Raw genomic sequence first — 21,497 nt, forward strand, 5'->3', positions numbered from 1 at the left:
GCCTGGGCGATCGAGGGGGAGGCGTCGCCGCGGCGGTCCTCCACCACCGGCTCCGGCGGGACGCCCTGGTCGTGCCGTCCTGGTTCCGTCACGGGAGTGCTCCGTTCGTCTGGGGGTCGTGCGTGGCAGCGGGCGGTGGGCACGGGGTGCCCACCGCCCGGGGTCTCACTCGGCGGAAGCCACGTCCTGCAGGGCGCCGCTGCTCGTGGCGCCCTCGCCGTCGCGCGGCGAGGTGGCGGAGGTCCCGTTCTTGGTCAGCTCGGAGAGGAACTCGTGGCAGCGCTGGGCGCGCTGGGAGTCCTCGCTCATGACCTGCTCGAAGAACGAGGCGATGTCGTCCTTGCCCGCGTTGCGTGCGTCGCGCACGTACTGGCCGTAGTCGTGCCCTGCTTTGAGGGAGTGGTACTGCACGGAGATGAGGTCAAACGTGACGTCGTCGAACCCGGTCTCACCTGTGGCCATGTGTGGTCTCCTCGACGTGGGGGACGCCGACCGCTGCTGCGGCGCCCTCGATACCAGCCCGCTGCTTGACCGACTTTCACGGTAACCGGCCGCCACGCGATCGCAACTGGTCGTCAGGCCGTGACGTCGCTCGTCCGTCCCGAGAGTCGCTGATGCGCGACGGAGCGTGCGAAGGCACGATGGGAATCAGGCCGGACCGGCGCGTTCGAGGAGATGGACGTGCGGCCCGCGAGCTGGACGGCCCCTCGGCACGCCAGCCTCAGCTCGGGGAGGCTCGAGCATGAACAAGCCCACAGCCACGCGTGTGAACCGACCACCCTTCTTCACCGCCTACTCCTTCGCCATCGTCACGGGCGCACTCTTCCTGTTCTCATGGCTGGGGCAGTTCGTGTTCCAGCTCATCGAGGCGCGCAACGACGCGGCCGAGCACGGGACGACGTTCGAGTGGGCGCAGTACTGGCCGCAGTTCCTGTCGTCGACGCTCGAGAACTGGCAGTCAGAGTTCCTGCAGCTCGTCTGGCAGGCCGCCGGACTGGCGATCTTCTACTTCTGGGGCTCCTCGCAGTCGAAGGAGGGCAACGAGCGACTCGAGGCCAAGGTCGACCGGCTCCTCACGGAGCAGGGCATCGACCCAGCAGAGTTCGAGTACGCCGAAGAAGGCCGGGCAGCCCAAGAGGTGTAGCGAGCGCGCTCCATCGCGACCAGCGCACCGTGAGCTCGTGCTGGACACCTTCGTTGCCGGGGCGTCCCGGGCGACGGTGTGCCAGGCTGGGCACGCGCCGAGAACCGAGCCAAGACCCACTTCTGGGGAGTTCTCGTGAGCACAACCACCGTCGCGGACGGGATCGTCGACCGGCTCACCGACTGGGGCGTCGACCGCGTGTTCGGCTACGCGGGTGACGGGATCGACCCGATCCTGGCCGCCCTGCACCGGCGCGAGGACCGTATCCGCCTGGTGACTGCGCGGCACGAGGAGATGGCTGCCTTCATGGCGACCGGGCACGCCAAGTACGGCGGCGGCGTCGGGGTGTGCCTGGCGACGCAGGGTCCCGGTGCCGTGCACCTCCTCAATGGGCTGTACGACGCCAAGCTCGACCGCGTCCCCGTGGTCGCCATCGTCGGTCAGGTGGTGAGTACGGCGCTGGGCTCCGGGTACCTCCAGGAGGTCGACCTGCAGACCCTCTTCAAGGATGTCTGCGCGCAGTACCTGCAGACCGTCGTGACCCCTGAACAGCTGCCGCTCGTGCTGGACAACGCCTTCCGCACCGCCCTGGCCACGTCGAGCCCGGTGTGCGTGATCGTGCCGCACGACGTGCAGCGGTCCGAGCTGGCCGACGACCTGCACGGGCACGGCATGGTGCCGACCTCCACCGCGTTCGCGCGTGGTCGGTCCTTCCCTCGTGACGACGACCTGGCGGAGGCGGCAGCCGTCCTCACGGCGGGCCAGCGCGTGGCCGTCCTGGTCGGTCAGGGTGCGCGCGGCGCCGCGGACGAGGTCATGGCCGTGGTGGAGCGACTCGGCGCCGGGGTCACGACGTCGCTGCTGGGCAAGCCCGTCCTGAACCGGCCTTCACCGGTTCACTGCGGAGTCATGGGGCACCTCGGCACCACGGCGTCAGCAGACCTGATGGCGGGCTGCGACACCCTGCTGATCGTCGGCAGCAACGACCCGTGGACCGAGTTCTACCCTGCTCCGGGTCAGGCTCGCGCGATCCAGATCGACATCACCGCCCGGAACATCGGAACCAAGTACCCGGTCGAGGTCGCGCTCGTCGGCGACGCCCGGGACACGCTCGCGGCGCTCCTTCCGCTCCTTCAGCCGCGCCAGGGCTGGCGAACCGAGGTCGAGGGCTTTGCGACGCGGTGGCAGGACGTCGCGCGGACGCGGGTCGCGCAGGTCGCCGACCGCCTCAACCCTCAGCTCGTGGTCAGCGAGCTGTCCGCGCACCTCCCGGCCGATGTGCAGGTAGCGGTCGACGTCGGTTCGGTGACGTACTGGTACGCCCGCTTCCTCGACCTCCCGCCCGGTGTGCCGGCTCACCTGTCCAGCACCCTGGCCTCGATGGGCTCCGCCGTCCCGTACGGCCTTGCGGCCAAGCTCCTGCACGACCACAGGCCCGTGGTGGCCATGGCGGGCGACGGTGCGATGCAGATGAACGGGCTCAGCGAGCTCATCACGGTCGCGGACCGGTGGCGTGACTGGGCCGACCCGAGGTTCGTCGTCCTCGTGCTGAACAACGGTGACCTCTCGGAGGTCTCGTGGGAGCAGCGGGAGATGGAGGGGGACCCCCGTTTCCCCACGTCCCAGCGGGTCCCTGCATTCCCCTACGCCGGTTACGCGGAGCTGCTGGGCCTCACCGGGATCCGGGTGAGCGACCCGAGCGAGGTGGCACCCGCGTGGCGCGCGGCGTTCGCGGCCGACCGACCGGTGCTTGTCGAGGCTGTCGTCGACCCCGACGTCCCGCTGCTCGCACCGCGCCAACCGCAGGAGAAGGTCGACCAGACGGTGCGTGGCCTCGAGCAGGAGCAGGACGCGGGCCAGGCCCAGCGGCTCCTTGACGAGCAGCGCGGGCACGAGACGGCCTGACGTCCCGGAGCGACGCTCTAGATCTGCTGCCGAGCCTCGGCCGTCCGGCAGATCTGCTCGCACGCCGCAGCGGCCGCCACCGAACCCCGGTCCATCTTGCACATCACGCAGACCGAGTCTCGCCGGATGCAGGCGCGGCACGGCTCGGGGATGGTTCCGAGGAGCCCGCGGCGCGGCTGAGACCCGTAGCACCGGGCGGCGCGGTCGCAGTGGGGGCACTGGCCGGAGGCGAGGGTTGCGGTCCCGCATCGGCAGATATGGAGGGTCATAGGGCGAGTCCGTCCACGTCCGTGGTCGTGATCCTCGCCCTTCTACGGGATATCCCCAGAATAATCCTGGGCGCTCGGCCCGGCACGTCGAGGCCAGCGGGCCCCGTGTGCGCAGCTCTCGCGCACGACCTGCGCCGACGGTCGGGTCGACGTGCCGCCGTGGGTCGTGCGGGTCGAGGCACGGTCCACGGGGCCCCCCGGACCAAGTACGGTCAGCGGCCCCGGCCCCCGTACTGCAGGCCGAAGCCGAACTCGAACAGCGGGTTGGCACTGTCGTCGGGGACGTCCTCGAGCTGCGCGGCGACTGCCGCGTCGGACGACGGCAGCTCGAACGGCAGCCGACCACGAGGCGCCCGCTCGCCGAAGATCGTCTCGAGCAGCACCTCGTCCGACACCCCGTAGTTGGCGAGCACCGCGTCAGCCCGGTCGACGACGTTGGTGAGGACCAACGGCCGGTCCAGCTTGGGCACGGCGACGGTCGTGACTCCTGCGCTCACCGCTGCTTGGAACGCCGCATAGTCCGCCTCGGCGCCCGTGAACGAGAGGTCGGTGAGGTCTGGTCCGCCGCGCGGGTCGGACAGCCGGACCACTGCGAGATCCGCGGCGGCAGGGTCGGACACGACCGTGAGCCCGCGTGCCTGCGCTGCCTCCGGTGACACTCCGGACAGGAACACGGTGTGGACCGACCGGTTGCGAACCGGCAGCGTGCGGTCCTCGTTCGTCAGGAGCGTCAGGGACCTCGCCTGCGCGTCGTCTCCGATGCGAGCGAACCTCGCGTTGCCCGCGAGCTGTGCTGCGGCGGCGGGGTCCACGTACGGGTCCTCGAAGAGGCCGAGCTGGAACTTCTGGACGAGGACCCGGCGGGCGGCGTCCGCCACCCGCTCCTCGCTCAGCAGGCCCTGCTGCACGGCGTCCACGACGTGGGACGGGTCATCCGAACCACCGATCTGGTCGACGCCGGCCTGGATCGCCTTGGCGAAGCGCTCGGTCACCGTGAGGTCCTCGACGCCCCACGGCATGCCCACACCCCACGGGCCGACGAAGAACGCGGGCGGGCGGTTCTCCTGGCACTCGACGGGGCAGTCGCCCGTGATCGCCCAGTCGGACAGGATCACGCCGTCGAATCGGTACTGGCCCCGCAGGAGGTCCTGGAGGAGGAACGCGTTGAAGCCGGCCCCGACCTGCTCGACCTGCTGTCCCTGGTACTGCAGGTCCTTGAGGATCGAGTAGGTCGGCATGATCCCGGAGGTCCCCGCCTCGAACGCTCCCTCGAACGGGACGATGTGGTCGGCGAACCGGTTCCCGGGGAACACCGCGTAACGCCCGTAGTAGTAGTGGCTGTCGTAGCCGTTCTCCTGTGCGCCGTACCCGACCCAGTGCTTCGTGACGGTCGCGACGCTGGAGCCGGTCAGGCCCTCGTCGCCGTCCTGCAGCCCTTCGACGTAGGCCTTGACGTGCGCGCGGACGGTCTGCGGGTCGGATCCGAACGTGCCGTTGATCCGGGTCCACCGCGGTTCCGTCGCGATGTCCGCCTGGGGCGAGAGGCTCATCTGGATGCCCATCGCCCGGTACTCCTGGCGCACGATGTCCGCCAGTCGCTCGGTCAGGCGAGGGTCGCGTGTCGCAGCCATGCCGGGGAAGTCCGGCATCGCGGTCGTCCCGACGCGCGAGACCGTCTGGCCGGCGGTGACCGAGAACCCGTTGCGGGGGTCGGTGCTGATGAGCGCGGGGATTCCGAGCGGTTGGGCCTCGGCGAGCTCCTGCACGCGGTTGCTCTGCTCGGCCATCGCGTCGGGTGAGGTCGACAGTCGCGTGATGAACGTGGTGACGTGCCGGTCGGCGAGGATCGGGGTGAGGGCGGCGAGGTCGTACTCGGTGCCCGCGCCGATCGGCGACCCGGCGACGGGAAGCGTTCCGTGCACCATGAGGCCGGCGCGCTGCTCCAGGCTCATGCGCCCGACGAGATCGTCGGCGCGCTCCTGCGGGTCCAGCCGCCAGTCCTCATACGGGGTGAGCTGACCGTCACGGTCCAGGTCGCGGAACTGTCGCCGGTCCACCGTGATGATCGGCACGCTGCGTGACTCGAGCACGGGTTGGCGTCCATGGGCCGCCGCAGGGGCCGCGGCACCGACGGCGAGCCCAGAGGCGAGGAAGGAGACGGTCACCGCCAGCGAGACGCCGTGTGCGCTCCTGCGGGTCGATCGGGCACTCGTCTGGACCATCGTGTCCTCCTCGACACGCATGGAGGAGCCAGCACCGCTGCGGTTGGGTGCACAACGGCGGGCACCGGGTCCCAGCAGCATCGTCCGCCCCGCTCGTAGGCGCAACACGGGGGAGGGCGTGCCGCTCCGCGTGCCCAGATCAGCGCGGGAGGGTCAGTCGGTCAGGCGCGCCGTCGCCCGGTCGTACCGCACGAGCAGACGAGCGAACGTCAGGCGGTCCTCGTCGGACCAGCTGCTGGTGATGTGGACGAACGCTGCACGCTGCTGGTGCCGGAACCGCGCACGCAGGGCGTGCCCTTCGGGTGTGATCGACAGGACGGTGCGTCGGCCGTCGAGCTGCGACGCGCGTCGCTCGAGCAGGCCTGCACCGATGCAGTCCGAGACGGCCCTGCTGGCGGCGGACGGGTCGATGCCCAGCTGCTCGGCCAGACCTCCGACCGTCATCTCGCCGGTTCCCTCGTCGACGATGTTGAGCACGAGGTTGCGGTTGAGGTCCTTGCGGCTGGGCGCCGGGTCGACGTTGACCTGGGTGGTCCGCCGGCGCAGGCGCGAGAAGGCCGCGCCCACCTCGTCCAGAAGCTGGTCCTCGTCCCACTGGTCCGGCTGGGCGGTCTCGTCCACGTCTCGGTCGCTCTCCATGGCAGGACGATACCGCGATACTTGCAATTCTGCACATGTATGCATATTGTCATGCATCTACCCAGGAGGCAGCCATGACCACCACCATCATCAACGCCCGGATCTTCGACGGCCAGCACGTGCTCGACTCGACCACCGTGACCATCGAGGGCGACCGCATCGTCGACATCGGGGGCCCTGCCCCTGCACATGCCGAAGTCGTGGACGCCCGCGGCGCCACCCTGCTGCCCGGCCTCATCGACGCCCACGTCCACACCTCGGTACCGGCCCTCGCGCAGGCTCTCCGGTTCGGTGTCACCACCGAGCTCGAGATGCAGGGCGCCATGACCGGCGACGCCCAACGGCGTGCGAGCGAGAACTCGGACATCGCGGACGTCCGCTCCTCGGGCTTCGCACTCACGCCGCCGGGAGGACACCCGTCCGAGCTGTTCCCCGCCGGCGAGCGCCCCGGCGGCCCGCCGCGTGGCGACGGGCCCGCCCCGGTGATGCCCTTCGTGACGACGCCCGAGGAGGCTGTCACCTGGATCCCTCGCCTGGTCGAGGCGGGCTCGGACTACATCAAGGTCATGGTCGACGACGGCACGGTCGAGGGGCACCCGGGTCTGCCGTACCTCGACCAGCCGACCCTCGACGCGGCCGTCATCGAGGCGCACCGGCTCGGCCGGATCGTCGTCGCGCACGCGCTCACGGTCGACGCGACGGCGTCCGCGGTGCAGGCGGGCGTGGACGGCCTGACCCACGTCTTCATGGACCGGCCGCACACCCCGGAGATCATCGCCGCTCTGGCCGACGCGAAGGCGTTCGTCGTGCCGTGCATCGTGCTCGACGCATCGATGATGGGGCTCACGGGCGAGGCGTTCGCCGAGGACGTCCGCGTGTCGTCGCGCCTCGACCCGGCCTGGCTCGCAGCGCTGAGGTCGAGCATCGCCCGCTACCCCGCGGGGAGGCTCGACGACGTCCTGGCGACCGTGGCCGCGCTGCACCGGGCGGGCGTCGACCTCCTGGTCGGCTCGGACGCGTCCGTTCCGGTGCCGTACCTCGGCGGCGTCGCCCACGGCGCGAGCGTGCACCACGAGCTCCAGCTCCTCGTCCGCGCCGGCCTCACCCCGGTCGAGGCGCTGCGGGCCGCCACCTCGGTGCCCGCTCGTCGGTTCGGGCTCGACGACCGTGGACGCATCGCTCTCGGCCTGCGTGCGGATCTCCTGCTCGTGGACGGCGACCCGACCACCGACATCTCCGACACGCTGGCACTGCGCACGGTCTGGCGTGCGGGCGTCGCCCGCTCCCTGTGACGACGGCCCGACCAGAGCTCTCCCGACGCGTCGACCACCGGCGTCGCAGTTCGACGCCGACGATGCGTCGGGAGAGGTGGTTGGGGGTCGCGGCGGGGCCGCCGTCACGGCGTGACGCGGGCCGCCGTGGCCTGCTCAGGCGTCGGAGCCGTGCGTCCGTGCCGCGTACGCGCGCCGCATCTTGACCCGGTTCCCGCAGTCGGTCATCGAGCACCAGCGGCCGGACCGGTTTCGGGAGGCGTCGTAGTAGGCCCACCTGCACTCGTCACGAGCACAGACCTTCAGCCGCTCCCAGACGTGTGCGGCGCGCAGCTCGTCGACGGCGGCGAGCAGCGCGGCGATCGCCGCGTCCAAGGGCGCGGACTCGGCGGCATCGAGGAGCCGTCGGCCGGTCGCATCGAACCGGACTGTCACGGCCGTCGCACCGAGCACGGAGTTGAAGCGTTCGAGCGCGCCGACGTCCGGGGCGTGGCCGGCATTGACGAGCAGGAGCTGACGCAGTCCTTCTCGTACCGCACGCGCGCGGGTCAGGTCGTCCTCCGTCAGCGGCTTGGCCTGGTGGGCAAGATCGTGCGCCTCCAGCCACGCACGCAGCGCTGGGGCCGACGTGAAGGTCTCGGTCTGGGCCGCACGATCGACGGTGTTGACGAAGTCCTTGATGAGCAGGGCGGCGTCCGGGATCGCCGCCCTGGCTGTCGCATCTGCACTGCCGACGTCACGCATCACACCAGCATAGATGTATGAGTGGTGTCACACCGATAAAACACGTTTACTGGTGTCATGGGGACGACGGAGATCGAGAACCGTGCCGGCACGCGCGAGTGGGCGGGACTGACCGTGCTCGTGCTGCCGTGCCTGGTGGTGTCGATGGGGTCGAACGTGCTGCATCTCGCCCTGCCGGCGATGTCCGAAGCGCTGGCGCCGACCAACGAGCAGCTGGTGTGGATCGTCGACGGCTACGTGTTCCTCCTCGCCGGCTCACTGCTGACGATGGGTGCTGTCGCGGACCGGATCGGGCGTCGACGGCTGCTCCTGCTCGGTGGCGGCGCGTACGGAGCGCTGTCGCTGGCCGCCGCCCTGTCGACGTCGCCGGAGAGTCTGATCGCGGCGCGCATGCTGCTCGGCGTCGCAGGCGCCACGCTCATGCCGTCGACGTTGTCGCTGATCCGGTCGATGTTCGCCGACCCTCGACAACGCACCAGCGCCCTCGGGGTCTGGACCGCGAGCTTCGCGCTCGGAGGCGTGCTCGGCCCCCTCGTCGGCGGCCTGCTGCTCGACGCCTTCTGGTGGGGCTCGGTGTTCCTGATCGCGCCGCCCGTGATGCTCCTGCTCCTCGCACTCGGGCCGCGCCTGCTGCCGGAGCACCGAGACCCCGACGCGTCACCCGTCGACGCGGCCAGCGCGGGGCTGTCGCTGGCAGCGGTCCTGCTGATCGTGTACTCGATCACGCGCCTGGCCGAGAGCGGCACTGACGCGTCCGCACTGGGGGCACTGCTCCTCGGGACGGCCCTCGGGGCGGGTTTTCTCGTCCGACAGCGTCGGCACCCGACCTTCGGGCTCGAGCTGTTCCGCCGGCGCACCTTCGTGTTCCCCGTCGCCACCAACGCGCTCGCGTTCTTCGTGCTGTACGGGATGCAGTTCCTGCTCGCGCAGTACCTGCAGCTCGTCCTCGGTCTCACGCCTCTGGCGGCCGGTGTGTGGACGATCCCGTCGGCGCTCGGCTACCTCGTGGGGTCGCTCCTGGCTCCGTGGCTCGCTCGACGCCTGGCCGCCGGTGCGGCCTTGTGCGTGAGTCTGCTGGTCGCGGCCGCGGGGTTCGCCCTGCTCGTCCCGGTGCCGGACGGCGGGGGTCTCGGGCTGTACGTCGTGGCGTCGGTGGTGCTGTCCATCGGGCTCGCGCCCGTGTACGTCATCGCCACCGGGCTCGCGGTGGCGGCTGCCCCCGAGCGCCGTGCCGGTGTCGCATCTGCCCTGCTCGAGGCGTGCACCAACCTGGGAGGTGCGTACGGGATCGCGGTGCTGGGGAGCGTCGCTGGTGCCGTCTTCAGGTCTCGGATGCGCACCACAGCCAGCATCCCTGCCGACGCGTGGCAGGAGGCTCGCGGAACGCTCGGACGCGCTGTCGCTGCCGCACGCGACCTGCCCGGCGCGGCGGGCGACGACCTCGTCAGGATGGCGCACTCCGCGTTCGGCGCGGCGTTCCAGGTCACGCAGCTCGTGGGTACGGCCCTGCTTCTGGTCTCGGCCCTGGGCGTCGTCGTGCTGCTGCGTGGCGAAGGGCGCCGCCCGTCCGCGGACACAGGGCACGAGCCGCGGCAGCACGACGTCGACGCCTGAGCTGCCGCGGTACCGCGGAACAGGGTCGCCCCAGAGACAGGACGGGTGCAGGTCAGCGCCGCAGCACTCTCCTCGACAGGCGGTTGCCGATCGCCTGCGCGGCCTGGACGAGCAGGATGATGACGAAAACGGTGATCCAGACCACCGCGAAGTTCCACCGTTTGTAGCCGTAGTCGAGCGCGAAGGCCCCGAGCCCGCCGCCGTCGATCGTCCCGGCAAGGGCGGACATGTCGACGATCGCGACGAAGACGAACGTGTAGCCGAGGATCAGCGGGCCCAGCGCCTCGGGGACGACCAGGGTCGTCACGATCCGCCAGCGGCTCGCTCCGGTCGCGCGAGCCGCCTCGATCACCCCAGGATCGATCGCCACGAGGTTCTGCTCGACGATCCGGGAGACCCCGAACGTCGCGGCGAACGACAGCGGAACGATCATGGCGGTGCTGCCCAGGCGGGTGCCGATCAGCGCCTTCGTGACGGGAGCGATGACCATCAGGAGGATCAGGAAGGGGATCGGCCTGAAGACGTTCACCAGGAGGTTGGCGATCCCGAAGACGACCCGGTTGGCCAGCAGCCCGCCGCGCCGCGTCGTGTAGAGCGCCAGCCCCAGCCCCATCCCCAGGATGCCGCCGATGACGAGCGTCGCCATCACCATGTAAACCGTCTGGCCCAGGGCCTCGACGAGCTTGGGTCCGTAGAAGGACCAGTCGAAGCTGTTCTCCGCGGGCAGCCGCATCGGGCTCATCGTGCCTCCTCGATCGTCGTGACCTCACGGAGCCTCGCGACCACCGTCTCGACGGCCTCGGGCGGTCCGTCCAGGGCCAGCGTCAGGGACCCGAAGGACTGGTCCTGCAAGGTCCCGATGCCGCCGTAGACGATCTCGAACGTCACGCCGAGGCTCCCGGCCGACGCCAGGACCGCACCGAGACGACTCCCGTCCGCGATCGTGGCGGTGACGATCCGGCCGTCGTGCGACTGCCGCAGCCGTTCCAGGTTCGCCCCGCGGGGCCGGTCGTGGATGACCGTCGACACGAACCGCTGGGTGACCGGTGCCTGCGGCCGCGTGAAGATGTCGAAGACGGTGCCCTGCTCGGCGACGCTTCCGTTCTCGAGGACGGCGACGCGGTCCGCGATCGCCCGGACCACCTCGAGCTCGTGGGTGATGACCACGATCGTGATGCCGAGCTCGGTGTTGACCTTCTTCAGCAGCCGCAGGACGTCCTGCGTCGTCTGCGGGTCGAGCGCGCTCGTCGCCTCGTCGGCGAGGAGGATCTTGGGGGACGCCGCGAGCGCACGGGCGATGCCGACGCGCTGCTTCTGGCCACCGGAAAGCTGGTCGGGGTAGGAGTGTGCGCGGTCGAGGAGCCCGACGAAGTCGAGCAGCTCTGCGACCCGGCGCTCACGGTCCGGTTTGCGCCAGCCGGCGACCTTGAGCGGAAAGGCGACGTTGCCGGCGACGGTCCGTGACGCGAAGAGGTTGAACTGCTGGAAGATCATGCCCACGTCGCGGCGCTTGATCTCCAGCTGCCGTTCCGTCAACGCGGCGACGTCGTCACCGTCGACGATCAGCTGCCCCGACGTCACGCGCTCCAGGCCGTTGATCAGCCGGACCAGCGTGCTCTTTCCGGCGCCGGAGTACCCGATCACCCCGAAGACCTCGCCGGCCTCGATGGTCAGGTCGACGCCGTCCACCGCGCGGATCGGTCCCGACGGGGACGGGAACACCTTGGCGACGTCACGGAACTCGATGATGGGGGACACGCGAGCCTCTCGGGAAGGGCGGCAGGGGGCGCCACGAGCGACGCCCCCTGCCGAAGTGCGGTCGACGTCAGCCGGCGGCCTTGAGGTTCGCCTCGGTGTCGGCGAGCACGGTCTTCAGCTTTGCCGCGTCGTAGCCCTCGACGATCACGGCCGTTCCACCGGAGGACTCCACGACCGACTTGACGACGGCCGGGTCGTGGTAGAGCTCGACGATCTTCTTGTACGTCGGGTTGTCGACGTCCTCGGGGCGAGCGGCGATGACGTTGATGTAGGGCTGCGCGCCGGTCGAGGTGGGGTCGTCGGCGTACACGTAGCCGTCCAGGTCGAAGCCCGCATCCGTGGCGAAGTTGTTGTTGACGACGACGCCCGCGATGTCCGCGTCGCCGATCAGGCCGGCGGTCTGCGAAGCCTCGACCGGGCGCACGACGACGGTCGAGGCGTCGGCGTCGATGTCGTCCGGCGTCGGGACCTTGGGGTCGTTCGTGAACGTGATGAGCCCCGCGCCCTCCAGGACGAACAGCGCGCGCGCCTGGTTGGTGGCGTCGTTCGGGATCGCCACCTGCTCACCCTTGGTGAACTCGCTGACGTCCTTGTGCTTGTCCGAGTACAGCGGGAGCGGCACGATCAGCGTCGAGCCGATGGGCTGCAGGTCGTCGCCGGTGTTGTTGTTGTGGTCCGCCAGATACAGGATGTGCTGGAAGGCGTTGAGGTCGATCTCGCCGTCCTTGAGGGCAGGGTTCGGCTGCGTGTACTCGGAGAACCCGACGATCTGGAGGTCGATCCCCTCCTTCGCGGCAAGGCCCTTGAGGATCTCCCAGTGCGGCTGCGACACGTCGGTGGTGCCGAGCTTCACGACGGTCGGCGCGCCCGAACCGGTCGCGGTCGCGGCGTCGTCGGAGCTGCTGCGGGTGCCGAAGAAGACGATCGCACCGACGACAGCCAGGACGACGATGATCGCGCCGACGATGAGTCCGGTGCGTCGGTTGGACGTGTTCTTGGGTGGGAGGACGGGCACAGAATCGGACATGGGATCTCCTTGGTGCGGGCCGCCTCGTGAGCGACCGTGGTGATGGGCTTGTGCGTAGCCTGCGGAACGAACCGCGCAGGCAGGAGCCGAGCAGGGCTCAGCGGGAACGGAGAGGGCGAGCGCTCAGGAGGTCAGAGCATGCAGCCCGACGGACACACCAGCGCGGCACACATGGCGACCGGGCGCATTGCCTCGATCGTCCCGGTGCGGCTGACGCGCGTGTCCATCGATGTGACCTTTCGTCCGTTCGTCGGCTCATGGCCGTCGACCACCGGCTGTCTGGCCAGGTGGGAGGGCATCGAGGAGAGGTCCTCGTGCCGTGCCGCAGTCAAACTGACTACTTCGGCGGTGTCAAATCCCGACGGACCCAGGAGGGATTTACCGGGTGACGCACGTCGGTGGGCGGCGCGGCGAGTCGACCGGCCGGTCAGGAGGTAGCGCTCGCGCCCTGCTGTGCTCAGACCCAGGAGTGCGACGCGGGCTGCTAGAGCACGTTCTCCGAGCCCTCGAGGTCGAGCGCAAGCGCGTCGCACGCGTATCGGGCAGTGATCGACGAGTCGTGCGGACCACCGCGAGTGTCGTCGGGCGTCAGTGCCCACCAGGAGCCGTCGATGCGCTCGACGCGGTACGTCTTGGCGTTGTGCGTCTCTGCGCTGAACGTGCCGTCCGCGTTCTCGGTCCACTTCAGGAGGTAGGCCATGGGCGCCACGGTAGCCAGCGGTGCGGACGTCCGCGAACCTGCCCACCCCGTGACGCGGCGGCCAACGGCGCTTCCGATCACGCGCTCACGCCGTCGCGAGCTCGGGTCGTGTGGAGGGTGTCACAGGCGGGCCTGTGAACGCCGCAGCCGCACCCGTCGCGCACGAGGTTGACACCGGTCCCGAGCAGGACGAGGTTGGGGGTATCCGCCAACCGAGCCCGGGTAGGACGCTGTCATGGCACTGTCGATCTTCGCCCGCATCGGCACGATCAGCGGTGAGTCGCAGGATGCCGAGCACAAGGACGCGATCGACGTCCTGTCATGGTCGTGGGGTGTGTCCCAGTCAGGCTCGGTGGGGCGCGGGGGAGGTGGCGGCGCGGGCAAGGCGACCGTCCACGACCTCGTCTTCACGCATCAGATCGACAAGGCGTCGCCGCTCCTGATGAAGGCGTGCGCCACGGGCCAGCACGTCAAGGACGCGACGATCAGCGTCCGCAAGGCGGGCGAGGACCAGCACGACTACCTCGTCATCACGATGACGGACGTCCTCGTGACGAGCGTCTCGATGAGTGCCAGTGTCGACAGCGACGCCACGAGCGAAAGTGTCACGCTCGCCTTCGGGAAGGTCGACCTCGAGTACAAGGCGCAGCGTCCAGACGGCTCGCTCGATGTCGGGGTCCACTTCACCTACGACGTCAAGGCCCTCAAGGAGGGCTAGCCAGCCGTGCGCGGTCGTCCCGCGTGACGGCCTGGGAACGAACAATGCGCAGACAGGGCCGCATGTCCCGCCTGCCGGTGAGGGAGCCAGGCCTCAGGCGGCCAGACCCATCAGCGTGCCGACGCCGAAGGTGACCGCCATGGCGAGCGCGCCGCCGAGCACGTTGCGCACCACCGCTCGGCGGGGAGAGGCGCCACCGACGCGCGCACTCAACCAGCCGGTCGCCACGAGCGCCAGGACCACGGCCATGACGACCACGGGAACGGTGAGCGCGCTCGGCCAGGGAACCAGGACGACGAGGAGCGGCATGATCCCGCCGACGAGGAACGCGGTCAGCGACGCCCCCGCCGCGTGCCACGGGTTGGTCTGCGCGTCGGCGGGGACGTCTGCGGCCTGCTCGGCGTCGCGCTGCGAGCTGACGGAGACGTACTCGCCGGCGGCCATGGACAGTGCTCCGGCGACCAGGCCCGCGACACCTGCGGCAACGACGGCGTTCCGCGACGACGACGCGCCCGCAACTCCGACGACGATCGCCGCGACCGAGACGATGCCGTCGTTGGCGCCGAGGACTCCCGCTCGGAGGCTGTTGAGGCGGGCCCCTGACAGGGGCGCGGGGGAGTCAGCGCGGCGGGCCAACGGGTTCATCAGGATGGTCACGGAGCCACGATAAGCACGTAGTTGTGCCGGTGTCATCGAAGCAAAGCCTGCCCTGACCTGCACTTATGCAGGTTTGCCTATCCTCAGTGGTCCGCCATCGACGGCGTCGCAGCGGCCCGATCTGGTGACCTGGCGAGCGCGCCTTCCAGGATGGCCGCCGCATGCTCGGTTCGTTGCAGGTAGTCGTTCAGCGTCTGGCGGCTCCTCGTCAGGCAGGCGATCCGCTCGTCGAGCCCGGTCAGCTCCTCGGCGAGCATCTCGGCGACCTGCCGCGGGCAGGCGGCGGCGAGGTCATCCGCCTGGGTCTCTTCCAGGTCGAGCAGCACCTTCGTGAGCCGGGTCGGCACACCAGCCCGCACGAGCCCGACCACCTGCACGACGCGCGCGACGTCCGCGTCGTCGTAGGTCCGATACGTGTTGGTCGTACGTGCAGGGGCGATGAGTCCCTGCTCCTCGTAGTACCGCAGCAGCCGGGTCGAGACCCCCGTGCGGCGGGACAGCTCACCGATCTTCACGACGATCCCCGTCCGCTTGACCTTCACACCAATGTCAAAGTCTAGCGTCGCAGACATGGAAAACTCGCGGGCCGTATCGACGAACCGTCGCACCGAGCTGCCGTGGCCGAGCCTCGCCGTGCTCGGCGGCGCCACGTTCGTCATGGTGACCGGCGAGATGCTGCCGACAGCCGTGCTGCCGCAGATGAGCGCCGACCTCGACGTCACGCAGGCGCGCACAGGCCTGCTCGTCTCCTTCTGGGCCGCGACCGTGGTCCTCGCGACGTTCCCCCTGGTGCGGCTCACTCGCCGCTGGGACCGGCGGAGCGTCGCCTCCGCGGCGCTGATCGTGTTCGGCGCCGCGTCCGTCGTCACCGCCGTCGCCCCCACGTACGAGATCGCCGCCGGCGGACGGCTGCTCGGCGCCGCCGTGTGCGGGCTCCTGTGGGCGACCGTCAACGCGCACACCGCCGACATCGTGCCGTCGCAGCACCTCGGTACGGCCGTGTCGGTGGTGCTGGGTGGGGCGACGGTGGGCACGGTTGTCGGTGTCCCGCTCGCCAGCCTCGTGGCCCGCGGCTGGGACTGGCGGGTGGCGTTCGGCGCGCTGGGGCTGCTCGGCGTGGTCGCAGCGGTGCTCGTCCGGACGGTCGTGGCGACGAAGGCCGCGGGGCTCGTCGTCCCGGCGCGCGCGGCTGATGCGGCAGCACGGCGTGACGAGCACGTCGAGGCGCCTGGGCGGATGCGTCCGGTGCTCGTCGTCTCAGGGCTGGTCGGGCTCGCGCTCGTCGGGCACTTCGCCGCCTTCACGTTCGTCACCCGGCTCGTCGCGGACGCGGCCGCAGACCTCCCGGGTGGTGTGAGCGGAGCGCTGCTCGTGTTCGGGGCGTCCTCGGCCGTCGGTCTGGTGCTCGTCGGGCGGGTGGGGGACAGGCGGACCGCTGCGGCGCTCGTCGCAACGACAGCGCTGGTCGCGTTGTCACTGCTCGCGCTCGTCGTCGCCGGTGGTCGTCCGGCCGCGGGCATGGTGGTGCTCGTCGTGTGGGGCCTCGCAACGGGCACGCTGCCTCCGCTCGCCCAGACGCTCATCATGCGGAGCGCCGGACCGGAGCACCGGAGCACGGCCGGCTCGGTCATCCCGGTCGTCTTCAACGGTGGGATCGCCCTGGGTGCCGCCCTCGGCAGCGTCGTCGTCGACCAGCTGGGCACCGAGGCGCTGCCGGTGCCGGCCGCCTTGGTCGTGGCGGTGTCGACGGTCGGTCTTGCTCTCGCGACGAGGTCCCGGCCGGCCGTCCGGGCAGTCATGGTCCCTGGCGAGCCATCGCAGGCCTCTGCGGCCAGGCTCGAGCGACCCGCGCAGGAGCTTGTCTCCGGTGACCGGTCCGATGCCTGACCGCGCCAGAATCCCGGCCGCCAAGGCGTGAGACGCCTTGACAGCATGTGGACGGACGCGGAAACTCGGAGCATGTCCATCGCCAGGTCCGTGCTCGAGGTCCCGCGTTCTGCGGGATCCGTCAACGCCATGTTGACGCACCGGCTTGCCTGTCGAATGTGTTGTTGCTGACGACCCAGTCGTGCTCGTCCTCGCAGCCCTGAGGGGCTGACCCGCAGGTCATCGACCTGGTCCGGGGGAGGGCCTCCCGCCGCACGCGGCGCAGATCTCACCGTGCGCACTCCCGAGCCGATCGGCCGGCGCCGGTGCGAATCACCACACTTCGCGCAGAATCACCGATGGAGCAGTCGTGTCCGACCGTACCCGCACCGATGTCCTCACTCTCCAGGCGATCGTCGCCAACGCGTCACCGAGCGCATGGCGCGACGGCCTGGTCGTCTCGCGGCACCAGGGTCACCTGACCGTCGCACTGCTGGACGGTCAGGTGGTCACCTTGGGCACGTTGGCCGCACCCGAGGTGGGTGAGCCGGTGGCCGTGCACCCGGTCGCCGGGCTCGTCGCCCTCGGTGAGGTGCGGTTCTCGGTGCGGATTCTCGACGAGACGCCGCGCTAGGCCGACTGCATGGCCTCCATGGCCGTCGAGCACGCTGCGACCATGGCACGGCAGGCCGCTGCGCAGACGCGGCAGTGCTCGGACATCGACGCGTGCATCTCGCACTCGGCCGCACAGGCCTCACCCATGGCCATGCAGCTGGACATCATCGAGGTCATGACGCCCATCTCGTAGCCCGTGGGGCGCAGCATCATCCGCATCATCGTGCCGGCTACGTCCGCGGTGTTCATGCACATGGACGCACATCGGCCCATTCCCTCACCGCCGTCAGCGTCGGCGCACATCGTGGCCGCCATAGACGCCGCCGAGCACGCCTCGATGCACCCCTGCATCATCGCCATGTCCATACCGGACGTGCCCGCCATGGGCATCGTCTTCATCATGTCCGCCATCATGCTCATCGCACTGTGCCCGCTCTCGTCCGTGGGGTCGCGCCTGACTCGTCGAGGCTACGCTCGGCTCGCGGCCAGGCACCATGCCCCCGCAGAGCCGTTTTGGTGCACGGAGAACCGGTACCCGTGGACGGTCGTGCACAGCCGTCTGACCGGGTCAGGCGAGCACGCGACCCCGGCAGGCGCGGCGAGAAGTCCTGGACGAGAGCGGCTCAATGCCGTGACTGCGGCAAGCCGACGACCCGGCGAGGCGTCACCCAGCGCTCTCGTCGTCCGTGACCGGGCTGACCTCAGCCGGCCAGACCGGGACTCGGTCGCCCTTCCGGCGGATCGGGATGCCGAGGACCTTGTCCTCCGGGGCGGGAAGAGTGTCCAGGTGCGCGGTCGATTCCGGGAAACCCCCGCCGGGCAGATCGCCGACCCACACGCGCCACAGGTCCCCACTGAGGTGCACGACGCCCCGGACGGCGACCACGGCGCGGGGCTTGTCAGCCAGCACCTGATCGAACTGCTTCACGCACTCGGGCGGGACGAGCCCCACGACGAGGTTGCGCCAGATGACCACGAGGCGATCACCTGAACCGTGGCCGATCTGGAGCAGGTCCGGCACGTCCTGCCCGTCGGCCCGCTCGCTGGTCAGGAGCGCAGCCGTGATTGACCGCTGCAGTGCGCGGCCCTCAGCGGCCTCGAACCCCTCGACGAGGCGGAAGGGTTGTGTGTTGCGACGGAACAAGTGCACGCCCCAAGCCTCGCACGGCGGGTCGCCGTTGCAGCCCGTTTCGTCGACATACACGTGTGGCCCGAGGAGGGATGGAAAGCACCCGCCACGAATAACGAAAATGCTCGTGCGCACCGCAGCTCGTCCCGAGCTGTCGTTCCGCCGTTCAGATGCGCCACCAGACGAGGAGAGGCCGTCTCCGGTGAACCGGAAACGGCCTCTGACCTGCAGTAATGCTGGTGGGCGATACTGGGATCGAACCAGTGACCTCTTCCGTGTCAGGGAAGCGCGCTACCGCTGCGCCAATCGCCCGGTGGTGAGACCGGGGCACAACAAACTGCACTTGTCCTACGAGGTGGAGATGGGATTCGAACCCACGTATACGGCTTTGCAGGCCGCTGCCTCGCCTCTCGGCCACTCCACCCTGAGACCGCAGTCCAGAGCGGCTGCCAGGCCGATCAGGATGTCTGCCTCCGAGCGGACGACGGGATTCGAACCCGCGACCCTCACCTTGGCAAGGTGATGCTCTACCACTGAGCCACGTCCGCACAGCACGTCCGCCGGTTTTCACCGGTGCTCCGTGTGCGTCCCGAACTCTAACTGACGATCTCGGCGAGAGTCCAACTGGCCCCTGGCAGACGCGTGACTGAGCGGATCTGCAGCCGTTCTGTGGGTGTCTGTAGCGTGTGCGGGTGCCTGAGCGATCCGTCCGACCCCCCGGGAGCGCGTGGTTCGCCGGGGTCGAGGCGACCGATCTGGTGGAGGTCGTCGACGTCCGCGTGCAGCCCGAGCGTCTGACGGCGGGCTGGTGGGCCGTCGTCGGTGACTTCGAGGGTCGGGTGCGCGCCTGGCGTTTCGCGACGGTGCGGCCTGCTCAGCCTGGTCGAGCGGCGCGGTGGAACGGTCCGGGTGCCGGGGCGTGGGCGTCGTCGCTGGACCGCGAGACGTACATGTCGGCGGTCGACGCGGTGCGGTCCCGCATCCAGGAAGGCGACGTCTACCAGGCGAATCTCTGCCGCGTCCTGTCCGCGCGGGTTCCCGACGAGCCTGACGCCCACGCGTTGGCGGCCGTGCTCGACGCGGGCAACCCTGCGCCCTACGCCGGCGGCGTGCACGTGCCCGTCGGTGCGTCGGGGGATCCCGTCTGGGTGGTCTCGGCGTCTCCCGAGCTGTTCCTGCGGGTGGCCGACGGGATCGTCTCGTCGGGGCCGATCAAGGGCACGGCGGCAACGGCGGAAGGGTTGACCGCGAAGGACCGCGCCGAGAACGTCATGATCACGGACCTGGTCCGCAACGACCTCCAGCGCGTCTGTGCGCCCGGAACGGTCGAGGTGACGACGTTGCTGGGTGAGGAACGTCACCCTGGGCTCGTCCACCTCGTCTCGACCGTTCAGGGGGTGCTGGACCCCACGGTGCTGGCGGCGCCCGACCTGTGGGCCCAGTTGCTCGACGCCACGTACCCGCCGGGTTCGGTCTCGGGCGCTCCGAAGTCGTCGGCGCTGCAGATCATCGAGGAGCTCGAGCGAGAGGCACGCGGGCCGTACTGCGGCGCGGTCGGTTGGATCGAGGTGGCGCCGGACGGCTCCGTCCGCGCCGAGCTGGCGGTCGGTATCCGGACGTTCTGGTGGTCCGACGGTGTGCTGCGGTTCGGCACGGGGGCGGGGATCACGTGGGGGAGCGACGCGGCAGGGGAGTGGACGGAGACGGAGCTCAAGGCGGCTCGGCTCGTCGGCCTCGCGTCCAACGTCGATGTCGGCCCGGTGTCAGACTGACCCGATGAGCGTGGTGATCTGGTCCGACGGCCGTCTGTACGGCCCTGATGAGCCCCTGGTCAGCGGAGTGGACCACGGGCTGACGGTCGGCGACGGGGTGTTCGAGACGTGTGCCGTCTACGGCGGCACGGCGTTCGCGCTGAGCCGTCACCTGCAGCGCCTGCGGCGCTCGGCCCTGGGCCTCGGCCTGGCGGAGCCCGATCTCGACGTGGTCCGTGAGGGTGTCCGGGCCGTGCTGGCTGCCGCCGGCCCGGATGTCGGGCGCCTGCGGATCACTCTCACGGGTGGGACGGGACCGCTCGGCTCGAACCGGCTGCCTCTGCAGGACCAGCGCCAGAACCTTCTCGTGCTCGCGGGTCCGGCAGCCCCGACCGCGGTGTCCCGCGTCGTCCGTGTGCCGTGGGTCCGTAACGAGCGATCGGCCGTGGCGGGCCTGAAGACGACGTCGTATGCCGAGAACGTCGTCGCGGTCGCGCAGGCCTACCGTCGCGGCGCAGACGAGGCGGTTCTCGCGAACACCGTCGGCGAGCTGTGCGAGGGAACTGCGTCCAACGTCTTCGTGGAACGGGACGGCGAGCTCGTCACTCCTCCACTGTCCAGCGGATGCCTCGCGGGCATCACGCGCGAGCTGCTGCTCGAGTGGGCTGAGCACGAGGGGCTGCCCGTGCGCGAGGCTTCACCAGGCGAGCTCCGCTACGAGGTGCTCGACGATGTGGTCAGTGGCACGGCGCAGCTGATGATGAGCGGCTCGATCCGCAACGTCTCACCGGTGGTCAGCCTGGATGGTGTGACTGTGCCTGCCGGCCCGATCTCCCTGGAGGCGCAGATCCTGTTCCAGAAGCGCCTCTCCGACGACCTCGACCCCTGACACAGCGACGACCGGTCCCGCTGAAGCGGAGCCGGTCGTCGGAGATAGAGGTGTCAGGCGGTCAGCAGCGCGGCGATCAGGGCCGTGATCTCGCCTTCCATGCGGTCACTCTCGGTACCGAGAGGCACCAGTGCCTCGGTTCCGGCGAGGAACCTTTCGATGGGCTCGGTGGGCGCCGCGAGGAGCGCGCTGCCCTCGACGCCACTGAGCGACACGAGGGTGTAATCGGGGTCTTCGTCTCGCCACACCTGGACGTCGCCCGTTCCCGCCGGAGCTTCGGCGGTAGCGTGCATCCCCAGGGAGAGCAGTTCGCGTCCCACGAGCCAGGTCGACATCGTGTGCGGGCCGGTGAAGACCGCGCGCACGGTGTACGGATCTGTGGTTCGGAACGAGAACTCTGCACTCACCGGGATGACGCTCGCGTCGGATCCGATGAGCTGCATGGCGACGACCTCGACGACGTCGTAGGTCGAGCTCGTCATCGGGTCCTCCTGTTCGCAAGGGCTGGAGGTCCCATCATGGCAGGACGAATGCCGGATTGGACCGGTACCGCCCCCTAGTTCACCCGGAGGGACGCGC

At 70.0% G+C, this 21,497-nt stretch carries 22 protein-coding genes and 3 tRNA genes; 10 read left to right on the forward strand and 15 right to left on the reverse strand.

Annotated elements, in window-relative coordinates; all coding sequences use genetic code 11:
* Positions 1-165 precede the first annotated feature (165 nt).
* Complete coding sequence (locus tag N553_RS22005) at positions 166-462, reverse strand: hypothetical protein (RefSeq protein ID WP_051640044.1); 297 nt, start codon at positions 460-462, stop codon at positions 166-168.
* A 280-nt stretch (positions 463-742) separates the two neighbouring features.
* On the opposite strand from N553_RS22005, the gene N553_RS22010 reads away from it, so the two are divergent.
* Together N553_RS22010 and N553_RS0109185 are read left to right on the forward strand one after the other, a co-directional pair.
* On the forward strand, positions 743-1,144 hold the full coding sequence (locus N553_RS22010) for a DUF6766 family protein (protein WP_156043790.1): 402 nt from the start codon (positions 743-745) through the stop codon (positions 1,142-1,144).
* A gap of 135 nt (positions 1,145-1,279) precedes the next feature.
* The gene (locus tag N553_RS0109185; RefSeq protein WP_028046266.1) at positions 1,280-3,049 is read left to right on the forward strand and encodes a thiamine pyrophosphate-requiring protein; all 1,770 of its coding nucleotides are present in this window, start codon (positions 1,280-1,282) and stop codon (positions 3,047-3,049) included.
* 481 nt (positions 3,050-3,530) lie between these two features.
* Here the strand turns inward: N553_RS0109185 and N553_RS0109195 are convergent, their stop codons facing one another.
* Together N553_RS0109195 and N553_RS0109200 are read right to left on the reverse strand one after the other, a co-directional pair.
* The gene (locus N553_RS0109195; RefSeq protein ID WP_034621917.1) at positions 3,531-5,540 is read right to left on the reverse strand and encodes a glycoside hydrolase family 3 protein; all 2,010 of its coding nucleotides are present in this window, start codon (positions 5,538-5,540) and stop codon (positions 3,531-3,533) included.
* 153 nt (positions 5,541-5,693) lie between these two features.
* Positions 5,694-6,179: a MarR family winged helix-turn-helix transcriptional regulator gene (locus tag N553_RS0109200; RefSeq protein WP_034621652.1), complete on the reverse strand. Its 486-nt coding sequence runs from the start codon at positions 6,177-6,179 to the stop codon at positions 5,694-5,696.
* A 74-nt stretch (positions 6,180-6,253) separates the two neighbouring features.
* On the opposite strand from N553_RS0109200, the gene N553_RS0109205 reads away from it, so the two are divergent.
* Positions 6,254-7,471, forward strand: coding sequence for an amidohydrolase family protein (locus N553_RS0109205; RefSeq protein ID WP_028046270.1), 1,218 nt, complete (start codon positions 6,254-6,256; stop codon positions 7,469-7,471).
* A 135-nt stretch (positions 7,472-7,606) separates the two neighbouring features.
* Here N553_RS0109205 and N553_RS0109210 read toward each other — a convergent pair whose 3' ends face one another.
* On the reverse strand, positions 7,607-8,194 hold the full coding sequence (locus N553_RS0109210) for a CGNR zinc finger domain-containing protein (RefSeq protein WP_051640045.1): 588 nt from the start codon (positions 8,192-8,194) through the stop codon (positions 7,607-7,609).
* Positions 8,195-8,251: 57 nt separating this feature from the next.
* Here N553_RS0109210 and N553_RS22015 point away from each other — a divergent pair, with 57 nt between their 5' ends.
* Positions 8,252-9,808 (forward strand): MFS transporter, encoded by a 1,557-nt coding sequence (locus N553_RS22015; RefSeq protein WP_034621655.1) that lies wholly within the window; start codon positions 8,252-8,254, stop codon positions 9,806-9,808.
* A gap of 52 nt (positions 9,809-9,860) precedes the next feature.
* Here N553_RS22015 and N553_RS0109220 read toward each other — a convergent pair whose 3' ends face one another.
* The 4 genes from N553_RS0109220 to N553_RS0109240 all read right to left on the reverse strand — a co-directional run bounded on the left by N553_RS0109220 (position 9,861) and on the right by N553_RS0109240 (position 13,293).
* Positions 9,861-10,550, reverse strand: coding sequence for a methionine ABC transporter permease (locus N553_RS0109220; RefSeq protein WP_081844494.1), 690 nt, complete (start codon positions 10,548-10,550; stop codon positions 9,861-9,863).
* Entirely contained in the window at positions 10,547-11,566 is a 1,020-nt protein-coding gene (locus N553_RS0109225) for a methionine ABC transporter ATP-binding protein (RefSeq protein WP_028046273.1), read from the reverse strand. Before N553_RS0109225 ends, N553_RS0109220 begins: the two co-directional genes overlap by 4 nt.
* 67 nt (positions 11,567-11,633) lie before the next feature.
* Positions 11,634-12,593 carry a MetQ/NlpA family ABC transporter substrate-binding protein gene (locus N553_RS0109230; RefSeq protein ID WP_028046274.1) on the reverse strand — a complete coding sequence of 320 codons (960 nt, stop codon included), beginning with the start codon at positions 12,591-12,593 and terminating at the stop codon, positions 11,634-11,636.
* Positions 12,594-13,077: 484 nt separating this feature from the next.
* Entirely contained in the window at positions 13,078-13,293 is a 216-nt protein-coding gene (locus N553_RS0109240) for a hypothetical protein (RefSeq protein ID WP_028046275.1), read from the reverse strand.
* A gap of 235 nt (positions 13,294-13,528) precedes the next feature.
* Between N553_RS0109240 and N553_RS0109245 the strand changes: the two genes are divergently transcribed.
* Positions 13,529-14,011, forward strand: coding sequence for a type VI secretion system tube protein Hcp (locus N553_RS0109245; RefSeq protein WP_028046276.1), 483 nt, complete (start codon positions 13,529-13,531; stop codon positions 14,009-14,011).
* 93 nt (positions 14,012-14,104) lie between these two features.
* Here N553_RS0109245 and N553_RS0109250 read toward each other — a convergent pair whose 3' ends face one another.
* Together N553_RS0109250 and N553_RS22020 are read right to left on the reverse strand one after the other, a co-directional pair.
* Positions 14,105-14,656, reverse strand: coding sequence for a VIT1/CCC1 transporter family protein (locus tag N553_RS0109250; protein WP_051640139.1), 552 nt, complete (start codon positions 14,654-14,656; stop codon positions 14,105-14,107).
* 95 nt (positions 14,657-14,751) lie between these two features.
* Positions 14,752-15,276, reverse strand: a complete 525-nt coding sequence (locus N553_RS22020) for a MerR family transcriptional regulator (RefSeq protein WP_231505225.1) — start codon at positions 15,274-15,276, stop codon at positions 14,752-14,754.
* On the opposite strand from N553_RS22020, the gene N553_RS22025 reads away from it, so the two are divergent.
* From N553_RS22025 to N553_RS25045, 3 genes are all read left to right on the forward strand, one after another.
* Positions 15,239-16,555: an MFS transporter gene (locus N553_RS22025; RefSeq protein ID WP_156043791.1), complete on the forward strand. Its 1,317-nt coding sequence runs from the start codon at positions 15,239-15,241 to the stop codon at positions 16,553-16,555. The two genes, N553_RS22020 and N553_RS22025, sit on opposite strands and share 38 nt — an antisense overlap.
* 349 nt (positions 16,556-16,904) lie before the next feature.
* A complete protein-coding gene (locus tag N553_RS22030; RefSeq protein ID WP_034621662.1) occupies positions 16,905-17,168 on the forward strand; it encodes a hypothetical protein in 264 nt (87 codons plus the stop codon).
* A 9-nt stretch (positions 17,169-17,177) separates the two neighbouring features.
* Positions 17,178-17,342 carry a hypothetical protein gene (locus N553_RS25045; RefSeq protein ID WP_156043792.1) on the forward strand — a complete coding sequence of 55 codons (165 nt, stop codon included), beginning with the start codon at positions 17,178-17,180 and terminating at the stop codon, positions 17,340-17,342.
* 471 nt (positions 17,343-17,813) lie between these two features.
* Here the strand turns inward: N553_RS25045 and N553_RS22035 are convergent, their stop codons facing one another.
* The 4 genes from N553_RS22035 to N553_RS0109290 all read right to left on the reverse strand — a co-directional run bounded on the left by N553_RS22035 (position 17,814) and on the right by N553_RS0109290 (position 18,826).
* Positions 17,814-18,299, reverse strand: coding sequence for a hypothetical protein (locus N553_RS22035; RefSeq protein WP_197030002.1), 486 nt, complete (start codon positions 18,297-18,299; stop codon positions 17,814-17,816).
* A gap of 216 nt (positions 18,300-18,515) precedes the next feature.
* Positions 18,516-18,590, reverse strand: a tRNA-Val gene (locus tag N553_RS0109280).
* 41 nt (positions 18,591-18,631) lie between these two features.
* Positions 18,632-18,702, reverse strand: a tRNA-Cys gene (locus N553_RS0109285).
* A 52-nt stretch (positions 18,703-18,754) separates the two neighbouring features.
* A tRNA-Gly gene (locus N553_RS0109290) sits at positions 18,755-18,826 on the reverse strand.
* Between the two features lie 144 nt (positions 18,827-18,970).
* Between N553_RS0109290 and N553_RS0109295 the strand changes: the two genes are divergently transcribed.
* On the forward strand, positions 18,971-20,050 hold the full coding sequence (locus N553_RS0109295) for a chorismate-binding protein (protein ID WP_028046279.1): 1,080 nt from the start codon (positions 18,971-18,973) through the stop codon (positions 20,048-20,050).
* A 4-nt stretch (positions 20,051-20,054) separates the two neighbouring features.
* The gene (locus N553_RS0109300) at positions 20,055-20,918 is read left to right on the forward strand and encodes an aminotransferase class IV (protein WP_028046280.1); all 864 of its coding nucleotides are present in this window, start codon (positions 20,055-20,057) and stop codon (positions 20,916-20,918) included.
* 53 nt (positions 20,919-20,971) lie between these two features.
* Here N553_RS0109300 and N553_RS0109305 read toward each other — a convergent pair whose 3' ends face one another.
* Positions 20,972-21,400 carry an SsgA family sporulation/cell division regulator gene (locus N553_RS0109305; RefSeq protein WP_028046281.1) on the reverse strand — a complete coding sequence of 143 codons (429 nt, stop codon included), beginning with the start codon at positions 21,398-21,400 and terminating at the stop codon, positions 20,972-20,974.
* Positions 21,401-21,497 lie beyond the last annotated feature (97 nt).

The organism is Cellulomonas sp. URHE0023 (assembly GCF_000688475.1).
In the GTDB taxonomy this organism is placed as follows: Bacteria; Actinomycetota; Actinomycetes; order Actinomycetales; family Cellulomonadaceae; genus Cellulomonas.